The following is a 26,080-nucleotide window of genomic DNA, read 5'->3' as shown; positions in this document are numbered from 1 at the left end:
CGAGTAGACGGGTCCGCCCCGAATAGGACGGACTGCGCCTCTCACACCACCGAACGTACGGGTCACGTATTCGGCGGTTCGCAAAGAGATGGGTTAAGTTCGATATAAACATCGGTTAATGATTGATACCCTTTTTGTTTTAAGCGCTTCAAAGTGATGGTAGACCCCAAAATTGGACTCTGAGCAATCGCCCAACCACCTTTTCGAGTCCGACTCCATGCATAGGCGTGGTCTTGGTCAATTCCTAGTCGTATGAGGTTTTTCCTTTTCCGTTCGGGTTTTTTCCAGTCGTGCCAAATGCAGTACCGAAGTCGGTTTCTTAACCAGCCATCTATGTCACGTAATTTTCCCATGATACTTGTTCCCCGAAAATAGTTTAACCATCCTCGCTGAATTTCGTTTATCTTGGCAATACGGTCTTCTAGTTTGACTGGTGCGGTTTTACGGCTAATGCTTTTGAGCTTTTCTTTTAGTTTCTTCCATGCTTTTTCTGCCACTACCAATTGATAATCGTTCTTGCTTCCTTTCTTGTAAGTTGGCACAAATCCGAATCCCAAAATCGTGAAGTGAACAGGACGTTTTATCCCGCTTTTCTCCTCGTTGATGGTCAGTTTGAGCTTTGTTTTCAAGAATTTAACAAGTGCTTGTGCTGTCGCTTTTGCCCCGTTGTGGCTCGTACAATAAATACTAAAATCATCGGCATAACGTACAAATTTGTATTTGCGTCTTGTCATTTCTTTGTCCAATTCATGGAGTAGAATATTCGACAATAACGGACTGAGTGGACTTCCTTGCGGAACGCCCTTGCGTCTTTTCTGTAGTTTTCCTTTGATTTGTATTGGCGCACGCAACCATTTTCGGATGAGTCGCATCGTAGTTTTACATTTCACTTTTCGATAGACTAAATTCAGTAATAAACAATGGTCTACTTCATCAAAGAAGTTCTTGAGGTCAATGTCCACAATGTGGTTCAACCCTTGATGGATGTAGTCCCGTGATTGTCCAACGGCTTGTCGGGCATTCTTGTTGGGGCGAAATCCAAAACTATTGCTACTAAACTCGGTTTCGAATAATGGTGCTATAACCTGCGATACGGCTTGTTGCAACACTCGGTCGGTAGTGGTAGGAACTCCCAAAAGACGGACTTTGCCGTTCCCCTTAGGAATTTCTACTCCCAAAATGGGTTGTGAGCAGTAGTTTCCGTTTGCAATATCTTCTAGCAGTTGTGGTTTTCGTTTCGGAAAACCTTCTTTGAGTTGGCTGACTTTTACGCCATCAACGCCTGCACTGCCTCGATTGGAAATAACATGTTCCAATGCTTTTTGAAGATTGTAAGGATGTACTACTCGTGCAATCATTTTGTTGTTTTAATCGGTTAACCTGTTCTTGTTTTTCAGGGCTATAACTTGCGTCATTCCGTTGAAAATTAAGAACCTCAATGCGTTCTGTCCTTCCTTGATTGTGAGACCTATGCAGTTTCTATTTGCAACTCGTTGCCACAAGTACTATGACTTCTGCTGACTTCTTGACCTAACCAACTCGTAGTTGTCAAGACCTCCCCCGGTAAGAGCTTCTTCCTTCCTCCGATTCCTGCGTCATCTACAAATCAACGATTTTGATAATCTTCGGACGTTACGTTGCTGTGGACGCTTATCCTCGTTAACTTGCCTCATATGACGTTCCTGTACGTCAGTACCGGATTTTGTCGTTTCGCTGCCTTCAGTGCATACCTCACGATAAACCACCTTGCGACGTACTAATGATTCGGGTTTTCAATCCGCTCATAAGGGACTTGCACCCTCTGGAAAAATATCAGACTGTAGGATTTGTTTTCTAATTCAAAATGTTTAATTTCGAATCGTGAACAAACGATTTACAATCTGCTTCCTGCTCATGCAGGGCACACACAGCGGTTTGCATAAATGGCGAAATATGTGGTAAAATCACGTTAATCTTTCGCAGGAAATTTATCTTAGCCGAAAATAATCGGTTACGAAGTTCGCCACTTCTGCAAGCCGCGACACGTTATGCCTCAGTTTAAAAAATATAAATACCGAATCAAATATGAATGTTAATGAACTTATAGACTTTAATATTAACCGAATCAATAACGGTGAGGATGTACGGGAATTAGAATTAAAAGGGCTTGATAAAAAAACATTAAGTAATTCTATGTGCTCAACTTTATTTAAAAAACTACGTTCTGAATCATTAATTGATACAGACCAAAATGATAGAATATATTTATTGTCACGAGCTTATGAAATTATAAATTACGGAGGTTGGAATAAGTATATAAAAAAATCTGAAAAAGAAAAAATAGAACTTATCCACAAAAACGATGCAAAAGAAAAACTTGAAATAGATAACCTGAAACTCCAAAAAGAAGCTTTTGAATACCAAAAATCAATAAGAATTAAAGAAGACCAAATTCGCAACTTAACAAGCGACAATTTAAGACTTGGTAATTGGGATATTAGATTTAGATGGTACATAGCGCTAATTAGTTTTATAATTGGATTTATAATTAAATACTTCATTGACAACTAACATTGCTGCAACATGAATAGCGATAGGGAAATAATAGGTATACTATACCGAAAAGTGAAAATTGAAATAAATAAAAAACCGAAGGCATAACAGCGGTTTGCAAAAATGGCGAAATATGTGGTAAATTCACGTTCATCTGTCGCAAGAAATTTTATCTTAGCCGAAAATAATCGGTCACGAAGTTCGCCACTTCTGCAAGCCGCGACACGTTGGCAGACAGTTTACCGCAGAAACAGAAAAAATAGAAAGAAAATATGAAGAAAAAAATATGTTTTGTAATTATGGGATTCGGAAAGAAAACTGACCCATCAACAGGAAAAACTTTAGATTTAGATAAAACTTATAAAAATATAATTCAACCAGCTGTATTACTTTCAGAATTTGAATGTGTAAGAGCTGATGAAATTCAAGATAGTGGCATTATTGATAGAAGTATGTATGCCCTTCTAATTCAATCTGATTTGGTAATTGCAGATATTTCAACTTTTAATCCAAATGCGATTTACGAGTTAGGAATTAGACACGCTGTAAAACCGTTTTCAACAATAGTAATAAAAGAAAGAGAAGGTAGAGTTCCTTTTGATTTAGACCATACTCGTACATTTAAATATACGCATTTAGGCGAAGATATTGGAAGTGATGAAGCTGAACGTTGCGTAAAAGATTTAAGCGCTTTAATTAATTCAATTACCAAAAATCAACAAGCGGATAGTCCGCTTTATGAATTTTTTAATTCTATAGAGCCTCCAAAATTACCAGAAGGAGAGTTCAAAAGTATTATTACTGAACTCGCAGATAAAGAAAAGCATATTTTTGCAATGGTAGAAAAAGCAAAAAATTTAATGGAAGAAAATGATTTTTCAAATGCTTATAAATATTGGGATAAAGCAAGTAAAATAATCGAAAGTGAAACTTATTTTGTCCAACAAAAATCACTCTGTCGATACAAATCAAAAGAACCATCTGAAAGTCTTGCTTTGACAGATGCATTAAATATCATTGAAGATTTATTACCATCAATTGACCCTGAAACTCTTGGGATTATTGGGGCGATATATAAAAGATTGTATTTATTGAATAATGATGTAGAATTTCTAAATCGTGCTATTGAAAATTATGGCAAAGGATGGAACATAAATGAGAATTATTATACAGGAGAAAATTATGCTTTTTGCTTAAATTTAAAATCAAAAGTAATAGAAGAAAATGATGAGAAAATTTATTGCAATTTTGAAGCAAAAAAGACCAGACAGAAAATAATTCAAAATTTAGAAAATGAAGTTAATGACGATGAATTCGTAAATAGAACAGATATGAAATGGATTTATGCAAGTTTATCACATTGTTATCTATCAATTGAAATGAATGATAAAGCATTGGAATTTGAAAATAAATTTTTAGAGAACTCATTGGATTGGGAAAAAGAAACATTTGAAAATAGTAAAAAACAATTAATCGAAATAATAAAATAAAAAATGGCAAAAAATTATAAAATTTTCATTAGTCACTCTTGGAGTTACCCTGATGATCTAATAAAATTAAGAGGTTTATTAGAGGAAAGAGGTTATTTTAATGTTGTCTTTCAAGAAGCGGGTAATGATGTTCCAATAAATTCAGAAAATGCATCATATATTAAAAAAGTTCTTAAAGCCAAAATAACAGATTCTGATGTTGTTTTAGCAATTGCAGGAATGTATGCATCGTATTCAGATTGGATTGCTTGGGAAGTCGAAACTGCATATTTAAATGATATTCCAGTTATTGGAGTAATACCAAGAGGTCAAGAAAGAATTTCAGCAACAGTTACAAAATATTCTAAAATTGATGTAAGATGGAATACGGAAAGTATAGTTGAAGCAATAAGAGCGTACGCTAAATAAAAAACCGTCTGCCAATATTTTAGCCCCTTATAAGTTCAGAGTGATATTCTAAATTTCAAATAGTACATTTGAGATATGAAATACAAGAAATGGAGTTTAGAAGAGAAGTTGGAAATTTTATCTTCTTGCGAAGATTTAGGCGTTGTAGAAACCTGTCGTAAATACAGTGTTAGTACAGGAAGTTTGTATAGTTGGAAGAAGAAGCATGAAAAACAAGGAGAGGCAGGCTTAAAAGTTACTTATGACGATCGTAGCAAAGAGTTAAAGCAAGCTGAGGAAGAGAACAGAATTCTACGTAAATTATTAGCTAATAAAGAAATTGAACTAGAAATTGGACGTGAACTTTTAAAAAAAAAGTTTGGGACGTCCGATCCAAGAAAGATTTAGTTGATAGTATCTGTAGCAAACATAAAATCAGTAAAAGCAAAGTCATTTGTATGTTAGGTATGAATCAAAGCAGCTATTACCGAAGGCCAAGTCTTGGCAAAAAAGGTAATAAGCCTAGTGTCTTTACTTATAATAAGTTCAAGGGAATGGTGAGTCAAGAAACTGTTATAGCATCGGTTAAAGAGATTTTAAGCCATGAGTTTATAGACTGCGGATACCGCTTAATGACTTCTTACTTACATCGAGATGGATATAAGATTAATCACAAAAAGCTTTACCGAATTATGAAAGAAGAAGGCTTGTTAAAACTCGAAAATAGGATAAACAGGAGTGGTTCTGGGCGTAAGTTTGTAAAATATAGAAAGGTTATTACTGTTAGGCCGTTTCAGTGTATAGAAATGGATATTAAGATGGTTTGGATTCCTAGTGTAGGTAAAAATGCCTACTTACTATCAATCATAGACGTTCATACCCGTAGAATTTTAAAAGATTACTTCTCTTTTTCAATAAAACAGAACAAAGTAATAACATTCCTTTCTGATTTATTTTTAGAATACCAATACCCTGAAAACGTTGTTATTAGAAGTGATAATGGTAGTCAATTTATTGCCAAAAGTGTTCGTGAATACCTAGGTATAATAGGTGTTCAGCAGGAATTTACACATGTAGCCACACCTGAAGAAAATGCACATATTGAAGCTTATCATGGAATCCTAAAAAAAGAAGTGTTCCAAAGGGTTGATTATAGAACTTTTGGAGAAATTGAACAGATATTAAAAAGGTATGTGATTTTCTATAACAATAATAGGCTGCATGGGCTATTAGGACGTATTACACCAATGGAAAAATGGAACCAAGATAAAGATCTAATTTTATTGGAAAAATTAACCGCATAATTAATAATCGAAATTTAGAATAATACTCTTGTTTTATAGGGGTCAAAACAGCCAACAGCTAAGGTTTCGTTGGGCTTGAAAAGCCAACAATGAAACCGCGGTTGAACGGAACCGCTCTACTTCCGCCACTATGGGGATATCGATAAACAAGTTTAGGTAATTTAAGAGGACAAAGCGCTCTCTTTTTTTTTTAAGCCTTAAATAGGCTGGTTTTATTGTGTTTTTCTTCACATCATTGCATACGTGCCCTACCCACAAAACTAGTTTTTACAGGCAGGTGATTTTTGGCTACTGCCAAGATACCAAGCAGGCGGACCTCGCTGGTCGAACAGTAGAATTGTGTGTAAAGTGCCCGTTTTACAGCATTGGCACTTTCTAATTTTCGATGCTGTGGCTACTTTTATTTGGGGCTTTACTTTTAGCTTTTCTTGTAAAATCTTTAGTTTCTCGCGCTTCCAATTACTACTCAAAAAACCATAATGCCGTATTTTTACAAAACCTTTGGGTAAAATATGCAGCGCAAAACGTCGGATAAATTCCTCGTGCGTGAGGGTCATGCTTTTGCGGTGCCCGTTTTGACGGTAATCTTTGTAATTAAATACTACGTTTGTATCGTCAATGCTTTTTATTCGGTTGTTGCTGATGGCTATTTTATGAGTATATCTCCCTAGATATTCCACCACCGAGCTCGGATTCCCAAAAGGTTTTTTAGCAAATACCACCCAAGGTTTTTCCCAAAGTTGTTTCCTTACTCGGGTGTACTGATCTGGATTGCGTAACTTTAAAGTATCACAAAATTTGCCTCGATACATCTTCGACAATGCTTTTACATTGTAGAGATATTTTCCATCTCCTCTGATATTTTTCCAATTACCGCCTTTATCACCACCACCAGGCACAATGCAATGCAGGTGCGGATGCAAGGACAGGTTTTGTCCCCAAGTATGCAAAACAGCAATCATTCCGCTCTGGATTTCTTTTCTTACTCCAAATGTTTTTAGCGTCGCCCAAGCCGATTCGAACAATAAATTATACACCAATCTTGGATCTTTTATCGCCAGCGGATTAATGCCTTCTGGCAAGGTGAAAACTACATGAAAATACGGCACGGGTAATAGTTCGCTTTGCCGTGCTTGTATCCAATCTTCCCGATTTTTACCTTGACATTTAGGACAATGCCGATTGCGGCAGGAATTATAGCTAATGCTGATATTTCCACAACCATCACACGCATCAATGTGCCCGCCCAAAGCTGCCGTACGACACCTACGAACTGCCGATAAGGTGCGCAATTGCCAAGTATTAAGCCCTAAATTTTCAATCTTTGTCCCGAGTTTTTCTAGTACATGGGCTACTTCACTTCGACTACGCTCAGTGCAGGCTACTTCGTGCCGCACTTTTCAAACAAAGTATCGAGTGGACTAAAGGCTTTTTGGGTGTCGAGTTGGGCGATGTGCAAATACTCCATGGTGGTCTGAATTTGTTCGTGTCCCAAAAGGTTTTTTAAGCTCACAATATCAAGTCCATCCTCGAGTAAGTGCGTTGCAAAAGTGTGTCGGAGCGTGTGTACACAAACATCTTTGGTGATTCCGGCGGCTTTACTGGCTTGTTTTACTGCCCATTGCACACCTCGTTGCGAATAACGAGAGTCAAAATCTCTACCCGCACGCTCTACAGGTTGCCCGTTGAAGAGGTAGGTTTTGGGCTTTTCGGCTTGGATGTACACTTTTAGCACCCGGATAAGATGCTCCGATAGCGGAACATAGCGGTCTTTTTTACCTTTTCCCTGAACAACTTTAAGTTGCTGACGATCATAATCAAGGTCTTGTAGGCGTACCGATCGCACTTCCATGCAACGAAGTCCACAGCCGTACAAAAGTCCGATAAGGACTTTGTGTTTGAGTAATTGACAACTTTTGAGCATCTGCCAAACTTCTTCTTTACTAAGAACAGTAGGGAGTTTTTTCTCGTGCTTAATCGAAGGTAAATGCAAATACTCATAAGGCAATCCTTCGGACTTGAGTAGAAATCTTAGACCATAAACACAATGCTTGAAGTAAGTTTGCGAAGGTGTTTTTGATCGTTTTTGTAACATAAACATGTACTCTTGTACTTGCTCCGGATCCAATTCAGTTGGAATCTTGCCAAAATGTAATGCCATAGAAGCAACATGGCGGGAGTAATTAGAAAAAGTGCTTTGACTACGTCCTAAAACTGAGATTGTTCTCTCAAATCGATATAACAATGCTTCAAAATCAGGTACCTCTCGTATGGCCTGATTGATGATTTTATTGTACCTTACTTCTTCTAGTGGTTTTTTTTAGTCATCATAAAAGTTTTTATTTACTTTTACAAAGGACTAACATTTTCATGCAATACACTACCGAAGGTTTAGTTCAACAGCGGTTTGCAAAAATGGCGAGATATGTGGTAAATTCACGTTTATTTTTCGCAAGATATTTTATCTTAACCAAAAGGTGTCGGTCACGAAGTTCGCCACTTCTGCAAGCAGCAAAATGTCAGCGTCTAGAGACACCAAAAACTGAAAAAAATCAAAATATGAACAGTAATGACAAAGTAAAAGAAGGCGAAAAAGAGACTAATATTAAAGGCAATACTATTGAGCCCTAGGATTCAAAATCTCAGTCTAAATGTAATACGCTTGAGAAATCTTCTCAAGCTACCGAAGATGAGGAAGAGCCTGCCATAAATAGAATGATGATAAGATTGAATTATTCAATTATAGACTATGACACATTAGAAAAATTACAATGTAATACAATTATAAATTAAGAAATAACTTTTGAAAGAAATCATGTAATACTAAAATGAAAAATGTGACAATACGTAACTAAAAGTTTCAGCAAACTAAATCAAAGAAGAAGTAGTAATAATTAATACATAGTAGTAATTAAAAGAGATAATTTTTGTCTTACTATTCCTTATATGTATTTTTCAATATTAAAATGATGGCGTTTTTAATCCTCTCCATGCCTTCTGGTGTATTTATATCTATTTCAGAAAAAAGTGTATCTGTCGATTTTGCATGTAATACCATGTAATATACACCAGCAACTAATAATGCTGATACTGCTCTTATATCAATATTTTTACCTTCTAATTCTTTATCAGTAAGTTTAAAAATAGTGGACGCAAGACGTTCTCTTTCCTCACAAACCTCATACATTATCTTCGTCTTTTTACTTATTTCCCATAAAATGAGTTTTTGCATTTCTAAATTGTTGTAAAAATAATCCAGCTGATTTAGTAACAAACATTCAATAATTTTTTTTGTATTATGACTGTTTTCTGCAATCACTTGCTGTGTATTTCCAGATGAAACTATCCAATAGTCCTTGTTTCTCACATAAGTTTCTACCAAGTGATCAACCGAATCAAAATATATAGTGATAAGGCGACGACTTAAGCCAGCAGCTTTTGCGATGTTAGTAGCTGTCAAGCCAATATACCCCTTATCTTCAAGGACTTTTCCAACTGCATCCAAAAGTTGTTGTTTAGACCGTTCCTTATCATTTATCTCTCCTTGGTATTTCTTTCTGGGCATAATAGCAATTGTTATGAATTTAAAAATTAAAAATATGTTTTTTAAGTGTAAAAACAATGTGATTAACTAATAGATATACTTTTTTTAGTAATCTAGTTTTCAATGGGAATTTGTTAAATTTTCGAAAGACCCAACTTTTGATTGACATATTCGAATCCGTTTAAAGCCTTGTCTAGGTGTTCTTTTGTATGTGTTGCCATCAAACTGGTCCGAATTCGAGCATCTTTACGTGAAACACCAGGATATACTATAGCATTGGTATAAACTCCTGCCTTAAGTAGTAATTTTGCCGCATCACCTGTTTTATGTGCATCACCTATTTTAATTGGAATAATAGGAGACTCAGTAATTCCCACGTCCAACTTCAAATCCAAAAGTCCCTTTTTAAAGTATGCTACATTCTCTAAAAGCTTAGCTCGCCATTCGGGCTCTTCATCAATTAAATCAATTGCCACTAATAAACCAGTAATTGCTGGCGTACAATTAGAAGAAAAAACATATTGGCGAGATTGAAATTTAAGGTAATTAATTACTTCTGGTTTAGAGATAATAAATCCACCAATGTGTCCAAAAGCTTTGCTTAAAGTTCCAGATATGATATCAACTTTATTTAATAGGTCAAATATTTCAATCGCGCCTCTACCACTTCTGCCTAAAACACCAATACCGTGTGCATCATCAACCATAAGAAAAGCACCGTAATGTTTTGTGAGCTTATAAATTTCATCCATTTTGGCAAGATCCCCATCCTGGGAATACACCCCATCAATAATTACTATTTTTGTCTGATATTTTGATTGAACATTGGATAATGCCCTCTCCAAATAATCAAGGTTGTTATGAGGGAATCTTCTAACGTTCGTTTCCAACAATCCTTCGTAAACACTTGCGTGTACAGCCATGTCCACAATAGCACAATCGTTATTTTTCAACATAGACAGCAAAGTGGCACTATTTGCAGTATAGCCTGTTGTGTAAACCATTGAAGATCCTTTAGATCTATTAAAAAAAGCGGACAGCTTATTTTCTAACATGATATGGTATTCATGCTGACCACCAATCAAAGGCGATGCACCCGCTCCTGTTCCATATTTTTGTAAACCTTCAATAGCCGCAGCTTTAACTTTAGGATGTTGCGTGAAGTTTAAGTAATCATTGGAAACAAGGCTGATACATTTTTTAGGTACTTGTTGGAAAGGTGTACTTAAAAATATTTCTGGCCCACAACCGTCATAGGTTACAAAACCATAATTCATACGCCCTTCAACTTCCATATAGTCGGTAAAATCCTTAAACAGCCCCGCTCTTTGAAAAGAGTTCATATCTGAAATGTTTTCAAAATCTTTAAAACTTGCTTTACTAAAATCTATATTGTGATTACGTACTAATTCCATAGGTTGGGATTTAAAAATTTAAATGTATTAAATTTCCCCTATATGGGATAATTTTTATAGCAAAAATTATGAATTAATAAAAACCATGTAAAGTAATAATTAACAGTTGTTTACAATCATTACAATTGAAAATAAAATTTAACATTTAAATTTCCCAATATTGGGAAATTTAATTAGATTTGCATATGGACTTAGCTAAGTGACTTACCAAATGGCCACTATTATTAACTCAGAACTGTAAATTATGAAAAATCTCTTCTCTTATCTTTGGGCTACAGCTCTATTAATTATTATTTCTTCCTGCTCGTCTGATGAAGCGTTTTCGGATAAGAAAAACAGTTCGGAAGCAAATGCAAATCTTGAATCAATCGCTAAAAATGACACGGTTAATATTAGTGATATTATTTTTCCTTTGGTAGGAAGTAGGGATACCTTAAAAAGACCAGGAGTATTAAACCGGTTATCTGCTTCTGATAGTTATGAAATCGATCAGTTGAATGAAATACCAGTATTCTTAAAAGTAATGGGGAATTCTTCTGATAAACAGTTTATAACCGCTTCGACTAAAGGGGCTGAATTAAATATGAGTGCATACAATGGAAATTTATCGCAACAATATTTTATCAAAGTTTTACCCCCATCGACGGGGATTCGTTATCTAATATATTCAAAAAATACCAATACTCCTGTAAGCGTCGGATCATATCAGAGCAATCCAAATGTAAAAGTGCTTTACTCTAGAAATGATTCTAGCGGCTCATTGTTTGGTTCTTCATGGGATTTCGATAGAGGGGTGTACACTTCTAACTCCTTTGTGATTAAGAATCAAGATTATCCAGAATCGGGTGGAGGGTCTTTCTGGGACATTTATTACAATGCAATCACTGTCAATGATAGTAAAATTTCGTTTTCAAAATATAATAATAACCCTCGTCAAGAGTTCGAGATTATTCCAGTCGAAACGTTTGTTGTTGAAAAAATTGAATTTGATGTTGATGCTGGGGTAATATTGTCAAATGCACCATTGCAGGTTTACAAGGAGGGATATACTAATAGTGGATCGATAGAGCAAACATATACATTTGCCATTAACACATCGTATACTAAATCTTCAAATTATAATAGATCCACATCATATAAATTAACACTATCAAGCACTGTTAAAGCTGGTGTTCCTTTTTTCTCAGAAGGAGAAATAAAAACTTCGGCAGAGTTTGGACAAAGTTTTACCTATGGTGAGAGTGAATCTGCAACTATTGCGGTCAACCGTAGTTATCCAGTTAAAGTACCTTCGAATAATAGAGCAGATCTTACCTTAACTTTCTTTAAATATAATATGAACGTAGATTATGTAGCCACTTGTAGAGGGCTAACTTCCGGAAAAATAATACAAATAAAAGGAGTTTGGAATGGTGTTGATGTTGAGGAAACAAATGCAAATCTTACACTTACACCACTTAATGGCGGCTCAGTACAAAAAATGGAAATTTCACAAGAAATGTTGAATTCGAAGAGAATAATTGAAATGAAATGAAAAAAAATGTTAGCATTATATTATTATTGATTTTATTTTTCTCATGTGCTAGTTACAGAAAGACAAAATTCACATTGGATTCAGTAAAATTAGGTGATGATATTCATTTAGTGATCAAGAAATATGGGAATCCCTTTAAAAGCGATGTTTACAATGAAAATAATTTCCATTGGACTAAAATTTACTATAAAGAGGCTGTTGGCGTATCTGGTTATACCTATATATTGACAACTGCATTAACTTTTAAAGATTCCATTTTAGTTAAAATTGAACAAAAAGATAAATACTTGTTAGATGGAAAAAACTTTATAAGTGTGGAGCCTATCAATGATAATATTCCTTAAAGTATAAATTTTTGGTAGTACAAAATAGAAAGTTTGTGCAAACAAGAAATGTTATTTCAAAACATACTTTATAGAATTAGAAATACGATGATTATTTTTTTCGTTTGTAGTTTTGCAATCTCAAATAAATTAAAGTAACATCCTAATTTTTTTATCCTGTACTTAAGACTTATTGTTTTAATTTTTGTAATTGATTATCCAATTAGCATTTCGTCCTATTTTTGTTATAAATATTGTTGTTAAATTATAAGAGTGTTAATTGTTTTAAAACTAAAAAAATGATATTAAAACGTTTATTTATGGTGTTTTTGGTGCCCATTTGCTTTATCTCGTGTAACAGCGATGTCGAAGATAGTATAACGCAGGTGCAGCCTTCTATTAGTTTAATCTTAATGGAAGGGGAAGGGGGAAGCGTGGAGGTATCTTTTACAAATGGAGATTGGAATATTACTGGGGTAAATAATTCAGATGGAGATGTTAAAATAAGTGGAAATAGTTACTCTATTGATAATAAGCTTGTTATTGAAAATTATATGTTATCGCTGGAAGGACTCGGAAGAATTGAGGCTTTTGGCGGAAGTAAGGGTTTTGTCATTAGCAGAAATACCCCCACTTCGCTCAATGTTAAATTGAATGAAAACAGTTCCGGTGAGGACTTCAATTTTACAGTAGACCTCCAGTCAGCGAATGAATCAAAAAAGATCACTGTCAAACAAATGAAGTCACAGGGGTATAATTTTAAGAGTATTGAATATATCCTAAAGCAAAATGATGGAGACTCACTTTTTATAAGAAATGGCGAAGGTTATAAATTTAGTGTCTCTTCCCCTCAAGAGTTTTCATTTTCACCTTTCACGGGGGTAGAAATCAACAGGAAAACCTACTTTACAAGTGATGAAAAGGATGCATTCGTTTGGCTTAAAAACAACTCAATTAAGGTTGAAGTTCCGTCCTCAATTGATAATAAATATATACATACCGACAATGAGGAAGTTTATACAGACCTGACAACCATATCTAACTATGAACTTGATCAAAAGGACATAGTAAAGATCTCTTCGGGGGAATCCGAGTTTTACACCGAAATCCAATTCCGTAAACGCACCGTCTCTTATATTTTATATTTGACAAATAAAAGAACAGGAGGAGAAAAAAAAATAGAGGGTAAATGGGTCGAGATTGCTCCAACAGGCGATTATGATATTATATGGAAAAACTAGTGCAGGTAAGAATTATTTAAAATAATACTGTATTCCATTAAAAAAATATAGTATTTAGAATTCGCCTATTTTATAAAAGTACTAAACATTGTGGACATTAATGCTAAACGATTAAAAGAGTAACAAGTTTTAAAGCATACTTAATCAATCCGTGATTACGAGGCGCTTTTTTCTCGTCTATTTCTAAAACGGATAGTGAATTAGGGAATATTGTTCAAACTGCAATTCTATCTTAGTGGATGCACCTAGAGAATTTAAAACTAACCTACTATGCTAACACCAAATCAAATGCATTTGCAGAATCAAATTAAAATGAGAACATATAAAACAAAAAACACTTGCAAAAACGCTCTTGCAAGTGTTTAATTAATTATTTTTAGCCTAATAATCTGTATCGTTTATTTAGGACTAGACATATTTAAAAGAGTTGCGCAACAGCTACGTCTGTTAACGGTTTGGGCTTTTGTCAAGGATTAATAAACACTTAACGTTTAAAATTTCGGCGTTTAATTTGTCACTTATTTAGTTATGAGTTAGTTTGTTTCATCATTTTCAATATCCATTCTTCTTAGCAAATCGTCTTCTAACGTGTAGATGTGTTTTACATTACTATCAAAGATTAGATTTCCTTCCAAGTCATTTACAATTTGGTGGACCGTTACTTCAAATGTTCCGTTTGATCTTTGGTTAAATCCTATTGGTTCAACTGTTGGATTTATTTCTGTCCATTGTCTTGTCCAGTAGGTTCTTATTTCATCGTGTCCTGTGACATAACCACCTTCGAAAGCCTTTGGCCATTGAACGTTTGCGTGAAATGTTAAAAGGGCTGTATCAATGTCTCTTGAATTAAAAGCTGGATATGCCTTTTTGATTAAATTTTCAAAATGAGTTAACATAAGTATTATTTTAAAATTGTTTATTTTTTAATTTATTTCAGTTTAGTATTCGTCTGTTTATTTGTCGTTAGTTAGTGAATAATGCTGATGTCCCTTTAGATAAATGAGGTTTTAATTGTTGTAATATAAAATAAGCGCCTTTAACGTTGGTATTGAATTGGGCATCAAAATCTGCTTCCGTTGCAAGTGCATTTGGTACAAATGTAGCGATACCTACATTCAAAAATAAAACATCAAGGTTATTACTACTTTCTGCAAATGCTTTTTCTAAAACTGCAATACCTTCTATGGATGAAGTGCCTGAAACCATCGTTTTCAAATTCGGATTATTTATCTCTTTTAAATGTCTTCTGAAATTTATCATAATTGTAATCCAAACGATTGCACCTGCATTGATGAATGATTTTGCAGTTGCTAGTCCAATTCTATCATGCAGGTCATATTCTTTACGAGGTTGGACAGACGTTATTCTATAACAATGCTTTCTATCCCTTTTCGTAAAGATTCATCACGTCCATAGATCGCTTGTCCTTCTGCTCTGAAAATATTAATAACTTCAATTCCTATTAATTCAAGAAAAAACTTAACATAGCTCGTGGTAAAATCATATTCTTTCAATTTTCCTTCGGAATAAACACCACCAGAAGAAGTTACGATATATGCTTTTTTGTTTTTTAATAATCCGGTAGGTAATAAGCTGTCTCCTTTATATTCATATTTGAAAGTAAACCCAACCCTTGCTATCTGGTCAAAATATGCCTTTAAAGTTGATGGAATGTTCCAGTTGTACATTGGTACTTCTACAACGAGGATATCAGCTATCATTAAGTCAGACAGTGCTTTGTCAGAAGTAGATATTTCCGCATTTTCAGCTTGAGTTCTATCTTCTGCAGGTGTAAAAAATGCATTAATGTGTGATTCTGTTAAATGAGGCATATGAATTTTTGAAAGATCATACTCCGTAATATTTGCTTGTGGGTGTTTCTCCATTAAACTTTGGATAACTTTTTTCCCTAGAACTCTACTCATAGAAGCCTCATTTTTTGGACTTGAAATTATATGCAATATTTGTTTCATTTTTTTATGTTTAAAAATTTAGTTTTACAAATTTAAGTATATTAGCTAATTATTTTATAGTAGTTACCATAAGGTTAGTAGTAACTTTTAGGTTAGTTAATGAGTAAAACCAGAAAGATGGCAACAAAAAAACAGCGTATTCTCAACAGCAATGCACTAATCAACTATTAGCGAAAGAGGACGCTAAGTTCTAGGCGGTAGTTTCTATTATTTTTTAAAATTATTTTTAAACTCTAACGGTGATAATTTCGTTTTATTTTTAAATACCTTGTGAAGTGATTGTGGATGTTAAAAACCTAAATTATAGGCTATTTGTGAAACATTGAGTTCTGTATTAGAAAGTAATTCTTTAACACAATCAATTAATTTTTGTTGAATATGTTGTTGTGCACTTTGCTTCAAAAGTAACTTATAAATTGGACCGTCATTTAAAATGAATTGCTGTTAACCGAGAAAGTCTTGACATATTATCTGTGTATGCCATAACATTGAAGTTTGATTGAATTTTAGATTTTTAAAATTGGAACTTCATCTGGTAAAATTTCAATATAAAAATTATTTTCACGGAATATTTCTATGATGGTGTTATTGTCTAATATTCCACCACTAGTATCTACCCTTAAAATACAATCACAGTCCTCAAGGTCAAAATTAACTTTGTAATTTGAAAACAATGCTTTGATTTTTTTTGCTATTTCTTTCGCTTGTTTCTTTTTTAGAACGTTGGTCTTGTATATTTCTATCATTTGTAAAAACCATTACTTATTGTTCTATGAGGAAAATTAAAAGTTGTGGGAGACCCTTTAATAATAGATTTTAAAATAAAAACATTTTTTTTGTGTCAGGTTTTATTTTGGTACCTTCATTCATTTTATTTGTGTTTTGGTTGTTTGAAAAGCCAGAATATTGACTTGGATTTAACCTTGGGTTGGTAATGGTTACCAATATGTTTCTTTAGTTTGTATTAATTACCTTTAGATAGAAAAAGAGGAGAATTACAACGTGTTTTAGAATAGTGATCCAGTGTGCGTACGTGTTTATATTATTTTCAATACACCTGAATCAGCTCTTATTGATGCTCCATATGTTGCAATTGACAAAGGACTAGATAAATAAGTCGCTAAATTTGCTATTTCTGTAGGCTTAATAAAGCGTTGTAATAATATGTGTGAATTTGATTGTTGTAAAATTATATTTTTCATTTGTTCAAGTTCAAGATTTTGAGTTATTGCAATTTGTTCAATGACTTCTGCAACCCCATCAGAATAAGTCGGTCCTCCCAAAATCGTATTAAGCGTAATTTCTGTTCCTTTTGTAAGTTTGGAAAGTCCATTGGCAATAGCAGACATTGCAGCTTTTGTCATTCCGTAATGAATCATATTTTGAGGTACATTCACACCCGATTCGCTACTGATAAAAATAATCCTTCCCCAATTCTTATTTTGCATTAGGGGAAATAGTTTTCTAGATAATCGAACACTGCTCATTACGTTTACCTCAAAATACTTATACCAGTCCTTATCTGTTATATTTTTAAACTCTTCAACTTCAAAAACCCCAACATTATTAACTAAAATATCTATATCGGTCAATTCTAACAGTAAATTTTCAACTTCATTTTTCTTTGAAAAATCTGCCGATATTGCCGAAATATTTGAACATGGAAATTGTTGTTGTAGTTTTTCTTTTGCCCGCTCTGTTTTTAATTTGTGTCGTCCGTTAATTATTACGGAAACCCCTTCATTTAATAGTTATTGCGCAATTGCAAAACCAATACCTTGTGTTGAGCCACTAATGAATGCTCTTTTTCCTTTTAGTTGTAAATCCATTCTTTATATCTGTAATGATTGTTAAAAAAATAATTAATTTTTTTTAATTGATTATTTGTAGTTGTAATTCAATTTGTTGTTTAAGAATCACCTTATCTGGATAAATTCTTCGCAACGAGTTAATTCCACACCATAGGGTAATTAGAAATTTGCCTAAATTATCTGCTGGAATTGTAGATTTGATATTTCCTTTTTGTTGTTCTAAGAGGATAGTAGATGTGTATAGCTTTTCCATTTCTTTTAAAATTTCAATTGCATCGTTTTCTAGTTCTTTATCTATAAAACTCATCTCAACAATTGTGTTTGCAACAATACAGCCTTTAAAGTGCGATTCTTCAGAAGCAATTGCTACACTTAAAAAAAAATCTTTAATTAATTTAATTGGATTATCACTGTTTGCTAATTTAATCTTGAAATTATTAAGATCTTCTTTTCGTTGTTAAAGAGATTTTTTAAAAAGTTCCTTTTTACCTCCCTTAAATGTGTTATACAAACTACTTGCTCCTGCTCCTGTTGCTTTACTTAGGTCGGATAAGGACGTAGCATTGTATCCTTTTCTCCAAAATATTTCTTGGGCTTTCAAAATTATTTCTTTGTCATTAAAAGTATTTGGTATTCCTCTCATTTATTATTGTAATGTTTGATACAAAAAAAATGAAAACGAATTTATGTTTTAAGTTTATCAGTGTTTTTTTTGCATTACCTCTAACGGCTTCTGTATGAGGATCTGGGCATTTAAAAACATTTCATTCTCGATTTATCTATTAGTTTATTTACAACACTAACTTTGTTTTAATCACTTATTGCCATATGATTTATCCATTTTCCAACAGTTGGTGCTTTGTAATTTTCCCTCATATTTATCAATTCATCTATATCATCACTAATCAGTAATATTTCTTGATTAATACTTTTAGAAATCCTTTATCAACCATTGTTTCAGTTAAGAGTTTCAATTCATTATAAAAACAATTTATATTTAAAATTACATTCGTTTTTTTAATTCAAAACTTGTTTGCCTTATTTAAATACTATTTTACTACAGTTGTTTCTAATTCTATTTTTAATGTTTCAAAAAGACTTGTTATTTCCAATACTGTACTTGCTTGTTTTATCTGATGTTTAGTTATCCAATTCTGGAAAATATTAAAGCAATTAAAAAATTCCGCTGATGAAGTTGTATAAATGTTTAAACTCACAATACTTTTACTTTCATATCCTGCTTCCTTTATAACTTTCTCCAGATTTTGTATAGACTGGATTAATTGACTTTTCATAGCTTCTGTACTTTGGGAATTAACTATTATAATAGTATTGCGTAAGACCAGTAGTAGTACTTCTAAGCATATCAGAAACAAGGACCATGGTAGTCATCACCAAATATTAGCCTAATTTAATTATCAGTCGTGATTTTCGTTTTGTGCTTTTCTCCCCATTCAGCCAAAGCTGAAATTATGTCTTTTAATGATTGACTATATTCAGTAGGAATATATTCTACAATTACAGGGATTTGATCTGCAAATACTGTTCTTTCGACCAATAAATTCACTTCTAATTTCTTCAATTCACTTGATAACATTTTTGCGGAGATACCTTTTACGGCACGTTGTAAATCATTGAATCTTCTATGACCGCCTAAAATCGCAATCATAACTCGTATAGTCCACCTACCTCCAAGAACGTATATGGCATCTTCTGTTGCTGATAGACGATTTGTACATTGTACTGGTGAATACTCTAATTTATTCTTATTCATTATTCTTGTTTTTAAATCTACTAACCAAAAAGTTACTACTTACATTTTGGTAACTACTGTAGTTTAGTTAGTAAATATACATAATTTTGTAAAACTAAATTTTTAAAATAAAAAAAATGAAAGCAACAAAAATCACCTATTACATTACAACAGGAATTATTTCCGCAATGATGGTATATATTGCGTTTGAGACCCTAACCAAACCTGAAGTAAAAGTATCAATGGCGCATTTAGGGTTTCCAGATTATTTCCGGATTGAATTGGGAATTACAAAACTTATCGGTGCGGTTTTACTTTGGCTGCCCATTAGATTGTTAAAAGAGACTGCATACATCGGTTTCGCAATTATGTTCGGATCGGCTTCTATAGCACATTATGCAGTAGGCGACCCTGCGGATAAGGTTATTGCAGGAATTGTTTTTCTTGCAATTTTAATTACTTCATATGTAAGCCACAAAAAACTTCAGAACAAATAAAAATTATAGTTTGAACTAATTTTTTACACACATTTAAATAAAAAGAAATATGATATTAGTAACAGGAGCTACCGGTCAATTTGGTGTAAAAGCAGTTGAACATTTATTAAAAAAAGGAGTAAATCCTAAAGGAATTTCAGTTTTAGTGAGAGATGCTACCAAAGCAATTAGTTTAAAAGAAAAAGGAATACTTATTAAGGAAGGCGATTATACCGACCACGGTTCAATGGTGGAGGCTTTTATAGGAGTAGATAAATTATTGTTGGTATCCAGCAACAATAGAGAAGCTATTGAAAACCGTACATTACATCACAAAAATGTAATAAAAGCGGCCAAGGAAGCAAAAGTCAATCACATTGTATATACTTCCTTTGTTAGGAAAGCAGGTTTTGAGAATTCAACCATAGCAGATTTCCAAAATTCCCACGTCGAGACTGAAAACTGTTTAAAAGAAAGTGGTATTGATTATACCATTCTTCAAAATGGTATTTATGCTGAAATGATACTCGCTTTTGTGGGCGATAAAGTGGCCGAGAACGAAAGCATTTTGTTTCCTGCAGAAGAAGGAAAAGCAAGCTGGGTACTTCGTGAAGAGTTGGCCGAAGCTGCTGCCCACGTTTTAACAACACAGGATCATAAAAATAAAACCTATTCATTAACCAATACCGAATCCATTGGCTTTAATACAATAGCTCAAGATATTTCTGAAGTATTGAATAAAAAAGTCAAGTACACATCTCCAGATATTAATGAGTTCAAAGCTATTATGGAAAAAGCTGGCGTACCAGAAATGTATATTGGCATGTTCACTATGTGGGGTACAGCTCTAGCGGAACAAACAATGGATAAAGAAGACGATACCTTGTCTAATTTCTTAAATAGGAAACCAACTTCTGTACGTCAATTTATAACGAAGGTTTACAGTTAAAAGCCTACATTCCATTTAAGTGCTAGTAGAATGATTTAGCCTAAAGCTTAACGAAGCTAAGTAGCACATAGAAAAATAGCTATTTATAGATTGAATAAACTAAAGAAATCACATTGCGCTATGAAAGAAAAATATACAATTCCCAAAAATACAAGGATAGGACACGTGCATCTAAAGGTAGCCGACCTTGATCGTTCACTAAGTTTTTATAAAGATTTATTAGGTTTTGAACTGACTTCTACCTACGGGAAACAGGCGGCTTTTCTATCAGCGGGTGGTTATCATCATCATATAGGTCTCAATACTTGGCATAGTGCAGGATTGCCACCCGCACCCGTGAAGGGCGTCGGGCTTTACCACACCGCTATTCTTTATCCTACAAGGAAAGAAATCGACAAAATCTATCATCGAATTCGAATAGCAAATTATCCTATGACTGGTGCGAGTGACCACGGAGTTTCTCAAGCCCTTTACCTGAATGATCCGGACGGTAATGGTGTAGAACTTTATTGGGATAGACCAAAGGAACTTTGGTCGTACGACTCCGACGGATCCATTAACATGTTAGTTAAAGAACTCGACCTTGGTGATTTACTTCAGGAACTTGACTAATGCGGGGGGAAATTGAATTAAAAATATTTAATGATAATGTCTGTTCTTTTCAAGATACGTTAATTGACGAAAACACTTTGCCATAAGGTATTTAAAGACTCAAACAGAATAAATTTATAAACTAGAAATAGAAATCACGAAGATACTGTAGCCGAACTATTTTGCCATATTTGAGACATTAATATCCACTATTTAGTAAAAATCGTCCAGTTTTAATTTTACTGAAATTATAACCTTATTCAATAACTTAACAATATATAGTAATGGAGATTAATAATAAGATAATAGATATTTATACAGTAAAAAAACAGGAATTAATAACACCACATTACCTTAGAATTACTTTTCATATTCCCGAAAGTTTAGTTGAACAACTTAAAAGTGTAAAAGAAGGTTCTAATAATAAGCTGTTCATACCATCACAAGGGACGCATAACATTCATCTTCCCAATGAAGAAAAAAGTAGTAGCGTTGAAGAATCAATTGAGCAGGTAAGAACTTATACCAACCGAAAGATAGATTTATTCAACCGCGAGCTAAAGATTGATTTTGTCTTGCATGAAGATTATGGACCTGCGTCAAGCTGGGCTTCAAAAGCGAAACCAGGTGACAAATTAAAAGTTGCGATGAAACAAGGTATAAAACCACTTGTCCCAAAATATGACCGATACATACTTATAGGTGATTATACAGCACTTCCGGTCATTAGCTGCATTTTAGAACAACTACCCGATGGTGTGAAAGCGGAGGTCCTCCTAGAAGTCTACGGTGCAAAAGATGAAATCCCACTACTTTCTAAAACAGAAACTCAAATTAGATGGTTGCATAACCCGCATCCTGAAAAAGGAAGTTATCTAGCGAGTATTTCAAAAACTCTGCTGAGAGATAAAAAAGAAAATGAAACTTACATCTACATAGCTGCTGAATATGAAACTGTTAATAAATTGAGGGATTATTTGAAAAATAGATTAATGTGGGACAGTGTAAATTACGCTGCTGTATCCTATTGGACAACGACTGAATCAAGTTTAGCAAATTGAACTATATTTTGTCCAATATCATGTGAGTTCAAACCAGTTTGTAATGAATAAAAAACACAAAATAAAACTTCTGATTATGTTCACATAGCTATCATATCAATACAAACAGCAGGAATTCGAAAAAACACCTTAATCGTATCTCCTAAGGTAGAATCAGTTCAAAAAAACACTGTCTGAAAGCAATTTTTAGAAACATAACGTATTGCATCGATATAGTCGAAGACCCATTTAAGCTTTGCAATCCAGAAAGTTCAAATTTTTAAACCAAAAAAACAACTATGATTACATTGAAATTAGCCTCAAATATTCAAAAAACATTTCATCAAGAGTCGGTTTCTATCCAAGATGTAGCAGAGTCTATAAGTACTTCTTTAGCCAAAGAAGTACTTGTGGCAAATGTAAACGGCCAAATTATTGACTTAAATTATGCTATTCCAAATGAAGCTAAAGTTAACTTACTGACTTGGAAAGATGACGAAGGCAAAAATGCTTTTTGGCACACTTCTGCGCATTTGTTGGGAGCAGCTTTGCAAGAATTATATCCAGGCGTTCAACTCGGGACGGGTCCAGCAATAGATAACGGATTTTATTATGATGTTGATTTTGGCGAATGCAAATTTACCAAGGCTGATTTTAATAAAGTCGAAAACAAAATGCTGGAATTAGCCCAGAAAAAATCATTAAACAATAGAAGAGAAGTCGCAAAAACATTGGCTATTGATTTTTTTAAGCAACATTACAACCCTTATAAATTAGAATTAATTGAAGGTTTATCTACCGGGTCAATTACATTTTACGAAACAGGGAACTTTACAGATTTGTGTGCAGGTCCTCATATACCAAACACTTCCTTTATTAAAGCAGTAAAGCTTACTGCTATTTCTGGAGCGTATTGGCGTGCCAACGAAAAAAATAAAATGCTAACGCGTGTCTATGGGATTTCGTTTCCTAAAAAAGCGGAACTTGATTTGTATCTAGAATCTTTAGAAAAAGCAAAACAACGAGACCACCGCAAATTAGGTAAAGAATTAGAACTATTCTATTTTGACGAACAAGTAGGAATGGGGTTGCCATTATGGGCTCCAAAAGGCGAAGCTTTACGACAAAATCTAATTGGCTTTCTTAAAAAAATACAAATGAGGGCAGGCTACCAGCATGTGGCAAGCCCACATATAGGTAAAAAAGAGCTATATGTTACTTCTGGACATTATGATAAATATGGTCATGATGCATTTCAGCCTATAAAAACACCAGCTGAGAACGAGGAGTTTTTTCTGAAACCAATGAATTGCCCACATCATTGCAAAATATATACTACCAAACAAAGAAGCTACAAGGAAATGCCTATAAAATATGCAGAGTTTGGTACGGTATATCGCTATGAAAAAAGTGGTGAATTGCACGGATTGACTCGGGTTCGTGGTTTTACCCAAGATGATGCACATATTTACTGTAGACCAGATCAACTCAAAGAAGAGTTTTTGAAGGTTATTGATTTGGTGAATTTAGTTTATGGAAAATTGGGATTTACTGATTTTCAAACCCAAATTTCTTTACGAGACAGTACTGATAAAGAAAAATATTTAGGCACAGACGAAATGTGGAGTCTAGCGGAGAATGCTATTATTGAAGCTACCCAAGAGCGAGGAATGAAAACCACCACCAAGGCAGGCGAAGCAGCATTTTATGGTCCAAAATTAGATTTTATGATACGAGATGCTATAGGAAGAAAATGGCAAATTGGCACAATACAGGTGGATTATATGATGCCCGAAAATTTTGATTTGACTTATACGGGAATAGACAATGTGCAGCACAGACCCGTAATGATTCATCGTGCATTGTTTGGCTCTATGGAACGCTTTATTGCTCTTTTAATTGAACATACTGGTGGAAATTTCCCCGTTTGGCTCGCACCAACCAAAATAATTTTGTTGCCTATTGCATCAAAATACATATCGTACTGTAAAAAAATTGCTACTCAAATTAACGAGGAATTCGACTTACAAATTGAAGTCGATGAACGGGAGGAAAAAATTGGTCGAAAAATAAGAGATGCCGAAACTCAGAAAATTCCCTTTATGCTTATCGCGGGTGAAAAAGAAAGCCAAGAAAATAAAGTTTCGATTCGAGTACATGGAGAAGGTGATAAAGGAGCCATTTTGGTTTCAGAATTTATAGAGAACTTTAGAAAACAAATTAAAATAATCTAAATGATTTTAGTATTTAAAACAAATATAGACACTATTCATAAGATAGATATTGTTGAACCTATGTTGAACAGCATTTTCCATAAAACTAACTGGAATTTTGATTTAGAAGACTGCGATAATATTCTAAGAATTGATACTAAGAAAAATAGTACTCATTTAATTATCGAAAAGATAACAGCAATAGGTTTTTACTGCGAAGAACTTTTATAATTATTTTAAAATAAAAAAATTATAAAATTAATTTCCTAAAACTCAATTTTTTTTATAATGATTAGATTGTCTCACTTCTAGAATAAAAATAATTAAATGGCAATATAACCAGATATGAATAAAAGAACAGACGAGATAACGAAAATATTTTTAGATGAACTTGAGATGCATTTAGAAGATATTACTTCTGCTAAAACGGACACTTATTTTAAAATATAAGATTTAGCTAAAATTTTGAATATTCATCCGACATATTTGAATAACTCGATCAAATAAAACCAAAGGAATAGCTCTTTGTGAGTTTTGTAATGAGAAAACTATTATAATTGCGAAAAAGCTTTTAGGTAGTATAGCTATTACCATTTCTGAAGTAGTTTGTAAGGATTCTGTCGCGTCTGTTTAATAACTATTATCTTTAGAGCTTCAAAAGATATTAAATGAATACCAAAGATCATTGTTATTCCTAAGCTATTATTCTTGAGGCCGTTTGTTTCAAATTGAGATTTACATCAAGTTATAAGGAAGTTGAAGAAATAGTGAAAATGCGTGGAATAGCAGTTGATCATGCTACGGTTCAGCGTTGGGTTGTTAAATTTGCACTTTTGATTGAATCACAAATCAAAAAGAGAAAGAATAGAGTAGGCGCCAGCTGGCGAATTGATGAAACTTATATAAAGGAAAAATTTGTCTGGTATTACTTATATCGGGCTTTTGATAAGTTGGGTAATAAGGTATATTTTCTTCTGAGTCAAAGAAGACAAAGAATGAGTGCGCAGTGACACCTAATTAAAGCAATAAATAATAACTGCCGTCCAAAGGTAATAAATATAGACAAAAGCGGCTCTAACATCAGCGTAATAGGGGTTACAACAAACGATCATTTTCGAATATAAACATTAGGCAATTTAAATATCTCAATACTATTGTTGAGCAGGATCATCGTTTTATACTATGGCGGATACAAAACGGTTTTGATTTTAAAAGTTTTGAGTCCTCCAAAAGAACCTTAGGGGGAATTGAAGAGGTACACATGTTGAGAAAGAATCAGATGCTTAAGCTAGGTACAAGTATGTTCAAATCATTTTGGAAATTGACTGCATAATTTTCGGGTAGCTGATTACTCTTGGATTTATATGGCAGATGCGACAGAGCCATGATTTCAAACAATTATTCTTTAAAAGTTACTAAAAAAAACTTTTATCGCGAAAATAATAGTGTAATTTGCTGTTGAATGTATATTGGATTAGGACAAAAAAGAATTCCGTGGTTAATT

General features: G+C 33.7%; 30 protein-coding genes. 16 read left to right on the top strand and 14 right to left on the bottom strand.

Going from position 1 to position 26,080, the window contains the following annotated elements; translation table 11 throughout:
- Positions 1-62: 62 nt before the first annotated feature.
- Positions 63-1,358 carry a group II intron reverse transcriptase/maturase gene (gene ltrA, locus FFWV33_RS15850; RefSeq protein WP_108739491.1) on the bottom strand — a complete coding sequence of 432 codons (1,296 nt, stop codon included), beginning with the start codon at positions 1,356-1,358 and terminating at the stop codon, positions 63-65.
- Between the two features lie 706 nt (positions 1,359-2,064).
- Here ltrA and FFWV33_RS19345 point away from each other — a divergent pair.
- The 5 genes from FFWV33_RS19345 (at position 2,065) to FFWV33_RS15830 (ending at position 5,713) form a co-directional block, all read left to right on the top strand.
- On the top strand, positions 2,065-2,550 hold the full coding sequence (locus FFWV33_RS19345) for a hypothetical protein (protein WP_159086055.1): 486 nt from the start codon (positions 2,065-2,067) through the stop codon (positions 2,548-2,550).
- Between the two features lie 254 nt (positions 2,551-2,804).
- Positions 2,805-4,022, top strand: coding sequence for a tetratricopeptide repeat-containing protein (locus FFWV33_RS15845; RefSeq protein ID WP_108741801.1), 1,218 nt, complete (start codon positions 2,805-2,807; stop codon positions 4,020-4,022).
- Between the two features lie 3 nt (positions 4,023-4,025).
- Positions 4,026-4,430 carry a TIR domain-containing protein gene (locus FFWV33_RS15840; RefSeq protein ID WP_108741800.1) on the top strand — a complete coding sequence of 135 codons (405 nt, stop codon included), beginning with the start codon at positions 4,026-4,028 and terminating at the stop codon, positions 4,428-4,430.
- 75 nt (positions 4,431-4,505) lie between these two features.
- Positions 4,506-4,817 (top strand): transposase, encoded by a 312-nt coding sequence (locus FFWV33_RS15835; protein ID WP_108739487.1) that lies wholly within the window; start codon positions 4,506-4,508, stop codon positions 4,815-4,817.
- A 50-nt stretch (positions 4,818-4,867) separates the two neighbouring features.
- Positions 4,868-5,713 carry an IS3 family transposase gene (locus tag FFWV33_RS15830; RefSeq protein ID WP_245891521.1) on the top strand — a complete coding sequence of 282 codons (846 nt, stop codon included), beginning with the start codon at positions 4,868-4,870 and terminating at the stop codon, positions 5,711-5,713.
- 260 nt (positions 5,714-5,973) lie between these two features.
- Here FFWV33_RS15830 and FFWV33_RS15820 read toward each other — a convergent pair whose 3' ends face one another.
- The 4 genes from FFWV33_RS15820 to FFWV33_RS15800 all read right to left on the bottom strand — a co-directional run bounded on the left by FFWV33_RS15820 (position 5,974) and on the right by FFWV33_RS15800 (position 10,672).
- On the bottom strand, positions 5,974-7,110 hold the full coding sequence (locus tag FFWV33_RS15820; protein WP_108741798.1) for an IS91 family transposase: 1,137 nt from the start codon (positions 7,108-7,110) through the stop codon (positions 5,974-5,976).
- Positions 7,095-7,958, bottom strand: coding sequence for a tyrosine-type recombinase/integrase (locus FFWV33_RS15815; RefSeq protein ID WP_342748659.1), 864 nt, complete (start codon positions 7,956-7,958; stop codon positions 7,095-7,097). The genes FFWV33_RS15820 and FFWV33_RS15815 overlap by 16 nt, the downstream gene beginning before the upstream one ends.
- 690 nt (positions 7,959-8,648) lie before the next feature.
- Entirely contained in the window at positions 8,649-9,278 is a 630-nt protein-coding gene (locus FFWV33_RS15805) for a TetR/AcrR family transcriptional regulator (RefSeq protein WP_108741796.1), read from the bottom strand.
- A 113-nt stretch (positions 9,279-9,391) separates the two neighbouring features.
- A complete protein-coding gene (locus FFWV33_RS15800) occupies positions 9,392-10,672 on the bottom strand; it encodes an aminotransferase class I/II-fold pyridoxal phosphate-dependent enzyme (RefSeq protein ID WP_108741795.1) in 1,281 nt (426 codons plus the stop codon).
- 244 nt (positions 10,673-10,916) lie between these two features.
- Between FFWV33_RS15800 and FFWV33_RS15795 the strand changes: the two genes are divergently transcribed.
- The 3 genes from FFWV33_RS15795 to FFWV33_RS15785 all read left to right on the top strand — a co-directional run bounded on the left by FFWV33_RS15795 (position 10,917) and on the right by FFWV33_RS15785 (position 13,770).
- Positions 10,917-12,206 carry a BSAP5b family pore-forming toxin gene (locus tag FFWV33_RS15795; protein ID WP_108741794.1) on the top strand — a complete coding sequence of 430 codons (1,290 nt, stop codon included), beginning with the start codon at positions 10,917-10,919 and terminating at the stop codon, positions 12,204-12,206.
- The gene (locus FFWV33_RS15790; RefSeq protein WP_108741793.1) at positions 12,203-12,550 is read left to right on the top strand and encodes a hypothetical protein; all 348 of its coding nucleotides are present in this window, start codon (positions 12,203-12,205) and stop codon (positions 12,548-12,550) included. The genes FFWV33_RS15795 and FFWV33_RS15790 overlap by 4 nt, the downstream gene beginning before the upstream one ends.
- A gap of 278 nt (positions 12,551-12,828) precedes the next feature.
- A complete protein-coding gene (locus FFWV33_RS15785) occupies positions 12,829-13,770 on the top strand; it encodes a hypothetical protein (protein WP_159086054.1) in 942 nt (313 codons plus the stop codon).
- 533 nt (positions 13,771-14,303) lie between these two features.
- On the opposite strand, the gene FFWV33_RS15780 is transcribed toward FFWV33_RS15785, so the two are convergent.
- From FFWV33_RS15780 to FFWV33_RS15745, 9 genes are all read right to left on the bottom strand, one after another.
- Entirely contained in the window at positions 14,304-14,666 is a 363-nt protein-coding gene (locus FFWV33_RS15780) for a nuclear transport factor 2 family protein (protein WP_108741791.1), read from the bottom strand.
- Between the two features lie 67 nt (positions 14,667-14,733).
- Entirely contained in the window at positions 14,734-15,090 is a 357-nt protein-coding gene (locus tag FFWV33_RS15775) for an SDR family NAD(P)-dependent oxidoreductase (RefSeq protein ID WP_281261796.1), read from the bottom strand.
- Positions 15,091-15,131: 41 nt separating this feature from the next.
- The gene (locus FFWV33_RS15770) at positions 15,132-15,743 is read right to left on the bottom strand and encodes an FMN-dependent NADH-azoreductase (protein WP_108741789.1); all 612 of its coding nucleotides are present in this window, start codon (positions 15,741-15,743) and stop codon (positions 15,132-15,134) included.
- Positions 15,744-16,249: 506 nt separating this feature from the next.
- A complete protein-coding gene (locus FFWV33_RS15765) occupies positions 16,250-16,489 on the bottom strand; it encodes a hypothetical protein (RefSeq protein ID WP_108741788.1) in 240 nt (79 codons plus the stop codon).
- Between the two features lie 291 nt (positions 16,490-16,780).
- Complete coding sequence (locus FFWV33_RS15760) at positions 16,781-17,467, bottom strand: SDR family oxidoreductase (RefSeq protein ID WP_245891737.1); 687 nt, start codon at positions 17,465-17,467, stop codon at positions 16,781-16,783.
- A gap of 148 nt (positions 17,468-17,615) precedes the next feature.
- A complete protein-coding gene (locus tag FFWV33_RS19590; protein ID WP_425433138.1) occupies positions 17,616-17,861 on the bottom strand; it encodes a hypothetical protein in 246 nt (81 codons plus the stop codon).
- 150 nt (positions 17,862-18,011) lie between these two features.
- On the bottom strand, positions 18,012-18,197 hold the full coding sequence (locus FFWV33_RS19585) for a TetR/AcrR family transcriptional regulator (protein WP_245891543.1): 186 nt from the start codon (positions 18,195-18,197) through the stop codon (positions 18,012-18,014).
- A gap of 406 nt (positions 18,198-18,603) precedes the next feature.
- Positions 18,604-18,849 carry a RidA family protein gene (locus tag FFWV33_RS15750; protein ID WP_108742579.1) on the bottom strand — a complete coding sequence of 82 codons (246 nt, stop codon included), beginning with the start codon at positions 18,847-18,849 and terminating at the stop codon, positions 18,604-18,606.
- A 116-nt stretch (positions 18,850-18,965) separates the two neighbouring features.
- A complete protein-coding gene (locus FFWV33_RS15745) occupies positions 18,966-19,328 on the bottom strand; it encodes a winged helix-turn-helix transcriptional regulator (protein WP_108741787.1) in 363 nt (120 codons plus the stop codon).
- 116 nt (positions 19,329-19,444) lie between these two features.
- On the opposite strand from FFWV33_RS15745, the gene FFWV33_RS15740 reads away from it, so the two are divergent.
- The 8 genes from FFWV33_RS15740 (at position 19,445) to FFWV33_RS19785 (ending at position 25,909) form a co-directional block, all read left to right on the top strand.
- Positions 19,445-19,804 (top strand): DoxX family protein, encoded by a 360-nt coding sequence (locus tag FFWV33_RS15740; protein WP_108741786.1) that lies wholly within the window; start codon positions 19,445-19,447, stop codon positions 19,802-19,804.
- A 49-nt stretch (positions 19,805-19,853) separates the two neighbouring features.
- Positions 19,854-20,732: an SDR family oxidoreductase gene (locus FFWV33_RS15735; protein WP_108741785.1), complete on the top strand. Its 879-nt coding sequence runs from the start codon at positions 19,854-19,856 to the stop codon at positions 20,730-20,732.
- 120 nt (positions 20,733-20,852) lie between these two features.
- Entirely contained in the window at positions 20,853-21,344 is a 492-nt protein-coding gene (locus FFWV33_RS15730) for a VOC family protein (protein WP_108741784.1), read from the top strand.
- Between the two features lie 263 nt (positions 21,345-21,607).
- Complete coding sequence (locus tag FFWV33_RS15725; RefSeq protein WP_108741783.1) at positions 21,608-22,384, top strand: siderophore-interacting protein; 777 nt, start codon at positions 21,608-21,610, stop codon at positions 22,382-22,384.
- A gap of 278 nt (positions 22,385-22,662) precedes the next feature.
- The gene (gene thrS, locus FFWV33_RS15720) at positions 22,663-24,597 is read left to right on the top strand and encodes a threonine--tRNA ligase (RefSeq protein ID WP_108741782.1); all 1,935 of its coding nucleotides are present in this window, start codon (positions 22,663-22,665) and stop codon (positions 24,595-24,597) included.
- A complete protein-coding gene (locus FFWV33_RS15715) occupies positions 24,598-24,807 on the top strand; it encodes a hypothetical protein (protein WP_108735523.1) in 210 nt (69 codons plus the stop codon). It begins immediately after the preceding gene.
- Between the two features lie 497 nt (positions 24,808-25,304).
- Positions 25,305-25,586, top strand: coding sequence for a DDE-type integrase/transposase/recombinase (locus tag FFWV33_RS19695; RefSeq protein ID WP_211316272.1), 282 nt, complete (start codon positions 25,305-25,307; stop codon positions 25,584-25,586).
- 110 nt (positions 25,587-25,696) lie between these two features.
- Positions 25,697-25,909 carry a DDE-type integrase/transposase/recombinase gene (locus FFWV33_RS19785; protein WP_211316308.1) on the top strand — a complete coding sequence of 71 codons (213 nt, stop codon included), beginning with the start codon at positions 25,697-25,699 and terminating at the stop codon, positions 25,907-25,909.
- Positions 25,910-26,080 lie beyond the last annotated feature (171 nt).

Origin of the sequence: Flavobacterium faecale (assembly GCF_003076455.1) — a bacterium.
GTDB lineage: Bacteria > Bacteroidota > Bacteroidia > Flavobacteriales > Flavobacteriaceae > Flavobacterium > Flavobacterium faecale.
The sequence above is the reverse complement of the archived record's forward strand: the minus strand, read 5'-3'. Positions and strand labels throughout refer to the sequence as shown.

What these genes read in the sequence shown, in the direction of transcription:
- ltrA (WP_108739491.1), bottom strand. Translation starts at nt 1,358, where the DNA reads ATGATTGCACGAGTAGTACATCCTTACAATCTTCAAAAAGCATTGGAA.
- FFWV33_RS19345 (WP_159086055.1), top strand. Translation starts at nt 2,065, where the DNA reads ATGAATGTTAATGAACTTATAGACTTTAATATTAACCGAATCAATAAC.
- FFWV33_RS15845 (WP_108741801.1), top strand. Translation starts at nt 2,805, where the DNA reads ATGAAGAAAAAAATATGTTTTGTAATTATGGGATTCGGAAAGAAAACT.
- FFWV33_RS15840 (WP_108741800.1), top strand. Translation starts at nt 4,026, where the DNA reads ATGGCAAAAAATTATAAAATTTTCATTAGTCACTCTTGGAGTTACCCT.
- FFWV33_RS15835 (WP_108739487.1), top strand. Translation starts at nt 4,506, where the DNA reads ATGAAATACAAGAAATGGAGTTTAGAAGAGAAGTTGGAAATTTTATCT.
- FFWV33_RS15830 (WP_245891521.1), top strand. Translation starts at nt 4,868, where the DNA reads ATGTTAGGTATGAATCAAAGCAGCTATTACCGAAGGCCAAGTCTTGGC.
- FFWV33_RS15805 (WP_108741796.1), bottom strand. Translation starts at nt 9,278, where the DNA reads ATGCCCAGAAAGAAATACCAAGGAGAGATAAATGATAAGGAACGGTCT.
- FFWV33_RS15800 (WP_108741795.1), bottom strand. Translation starts at nt 10,672, where the DNA reads ATGGAATTAGTACGTAATCACAATATAGATTTTAGTAAAGCAAGTTTT.
- FFWV33_RS15795 (WP_108741794.1), top strand. Translation starts at nt 10,917, where the DNA reads ATGAAAAATCTCTTCTCTTATCTTTGGGCTACAGCTCTATTAATTATT.
- FFWV33_RS15790 (WP_108741793.1), top strand. Translation starts at nt 12,203, where the DNA reads ATGAAAAAAAATGTTAGCATTATATTATTATTGATTTTATTTTTCTCA.
- FFWV33_RS15785 (WP_159086054.1), top strand. Translation starts at nt 12,829, where the DNA reads ATGATATTAAAACGTTTATTTATGGTGTTTTTGGTGCCCATTTGCTTT.
- FFWV33_RS15780 (WP_108741791.1), bottom strand. Translation starts at nt 14,666, where the DNA reads ATGTTAACTCATTTTGAAAATTTAATCAAAAAGGCATATCCAGCTTTT.
- FFWV33_RS15770 (WP_108741789.1), bottom strand. Translation starts at nt 15,743, where the DNA reads ATGAAACAAATATTGCATATAATTTCAAGTCCAAAAAATGAGGCTTCT.
- FFWV33_RS15765 (WP_108741788.1), bottom strand. Translation starts at nt 16,489, where the DNA reads ATGATAGAAATATACAAGACCAACGTTCTAAAAAAGAAACAAGCGAAA.
- FFWV33_RS19590 (WP_425433138.1), bottom strand. Translation starts at nt 17,861, where the DNA reads ATGAGTTTTATAGATAAAGAACTAGAAAACGATGCAATTGAAATTTTA.
- FFWV33_RS19585 (WP_245891543.1), bottom strand. Translation starts at nt 18,197, where the DNA reads ATGAGAGGAATACCAAATACTTTTAATGACAAAGAAATAATTTTGAAA.
- FFWV33_RS15750 (WP_108742579.1), bottom strand. Translation starts at nt 18,849, where the DNA reads ATGAAAAGTCAATTAATCCAGTCTATACAAAATCTGGAGAAAGTTATA.
- FFWV33_RS15745 (WP_108741787.1), bottom strand. Translation starts at nt 19,328, where the DNA reads ATGAATAAGAATAAATTAGAGTATTCACCAGTACAATGTACAAATCGT.
- FFWV33_RS15740 (WP_108741786.1), top strand. Translation starts at nt 19,445, where the DNA reads ATGAAAGCAACAAAAATCACCTATTACATTACAACAGGAATTATTTCC.
- FFWV33_RS15735 (WP_108741785.1), top strand. Translation starts at nt 19,854, where the DNA reads ATGATATTAGTAACAGGAGCTACCGGTCAATTTGGTGTAAAAGCAGTT.
- FFWV33_RS15730 (WP_108741784.1), top strand. Translation starts at nt 20,853, where the DNA reads ATGAAAGAAAAATATACAATTCCCAAAAATACAAGGATAGGACACGTG.
- FFWV33_RS15725 (WP_108741783.1), top strand. Translation starts at nt 21,608, where the DNA reads ATGGAGATTAATAATAAGATAATAGATATTTATACAGTAAAAAAACAG.
- thrS (WP_108741782.1), top strand. Translation starts at nt 22,663, where the DNA reads ATGATTACATTGAAATTAGCCTCAAATATTCAAAAAACATTTCATCAA.
- FFWV33_RS15715 (WP_108735523.1), top strand. Translation starts at nt 24,598, where the DNA reads ATGATTTTAGTATTTAAAACAAATATAGACACTATTCATAAGATAGAT.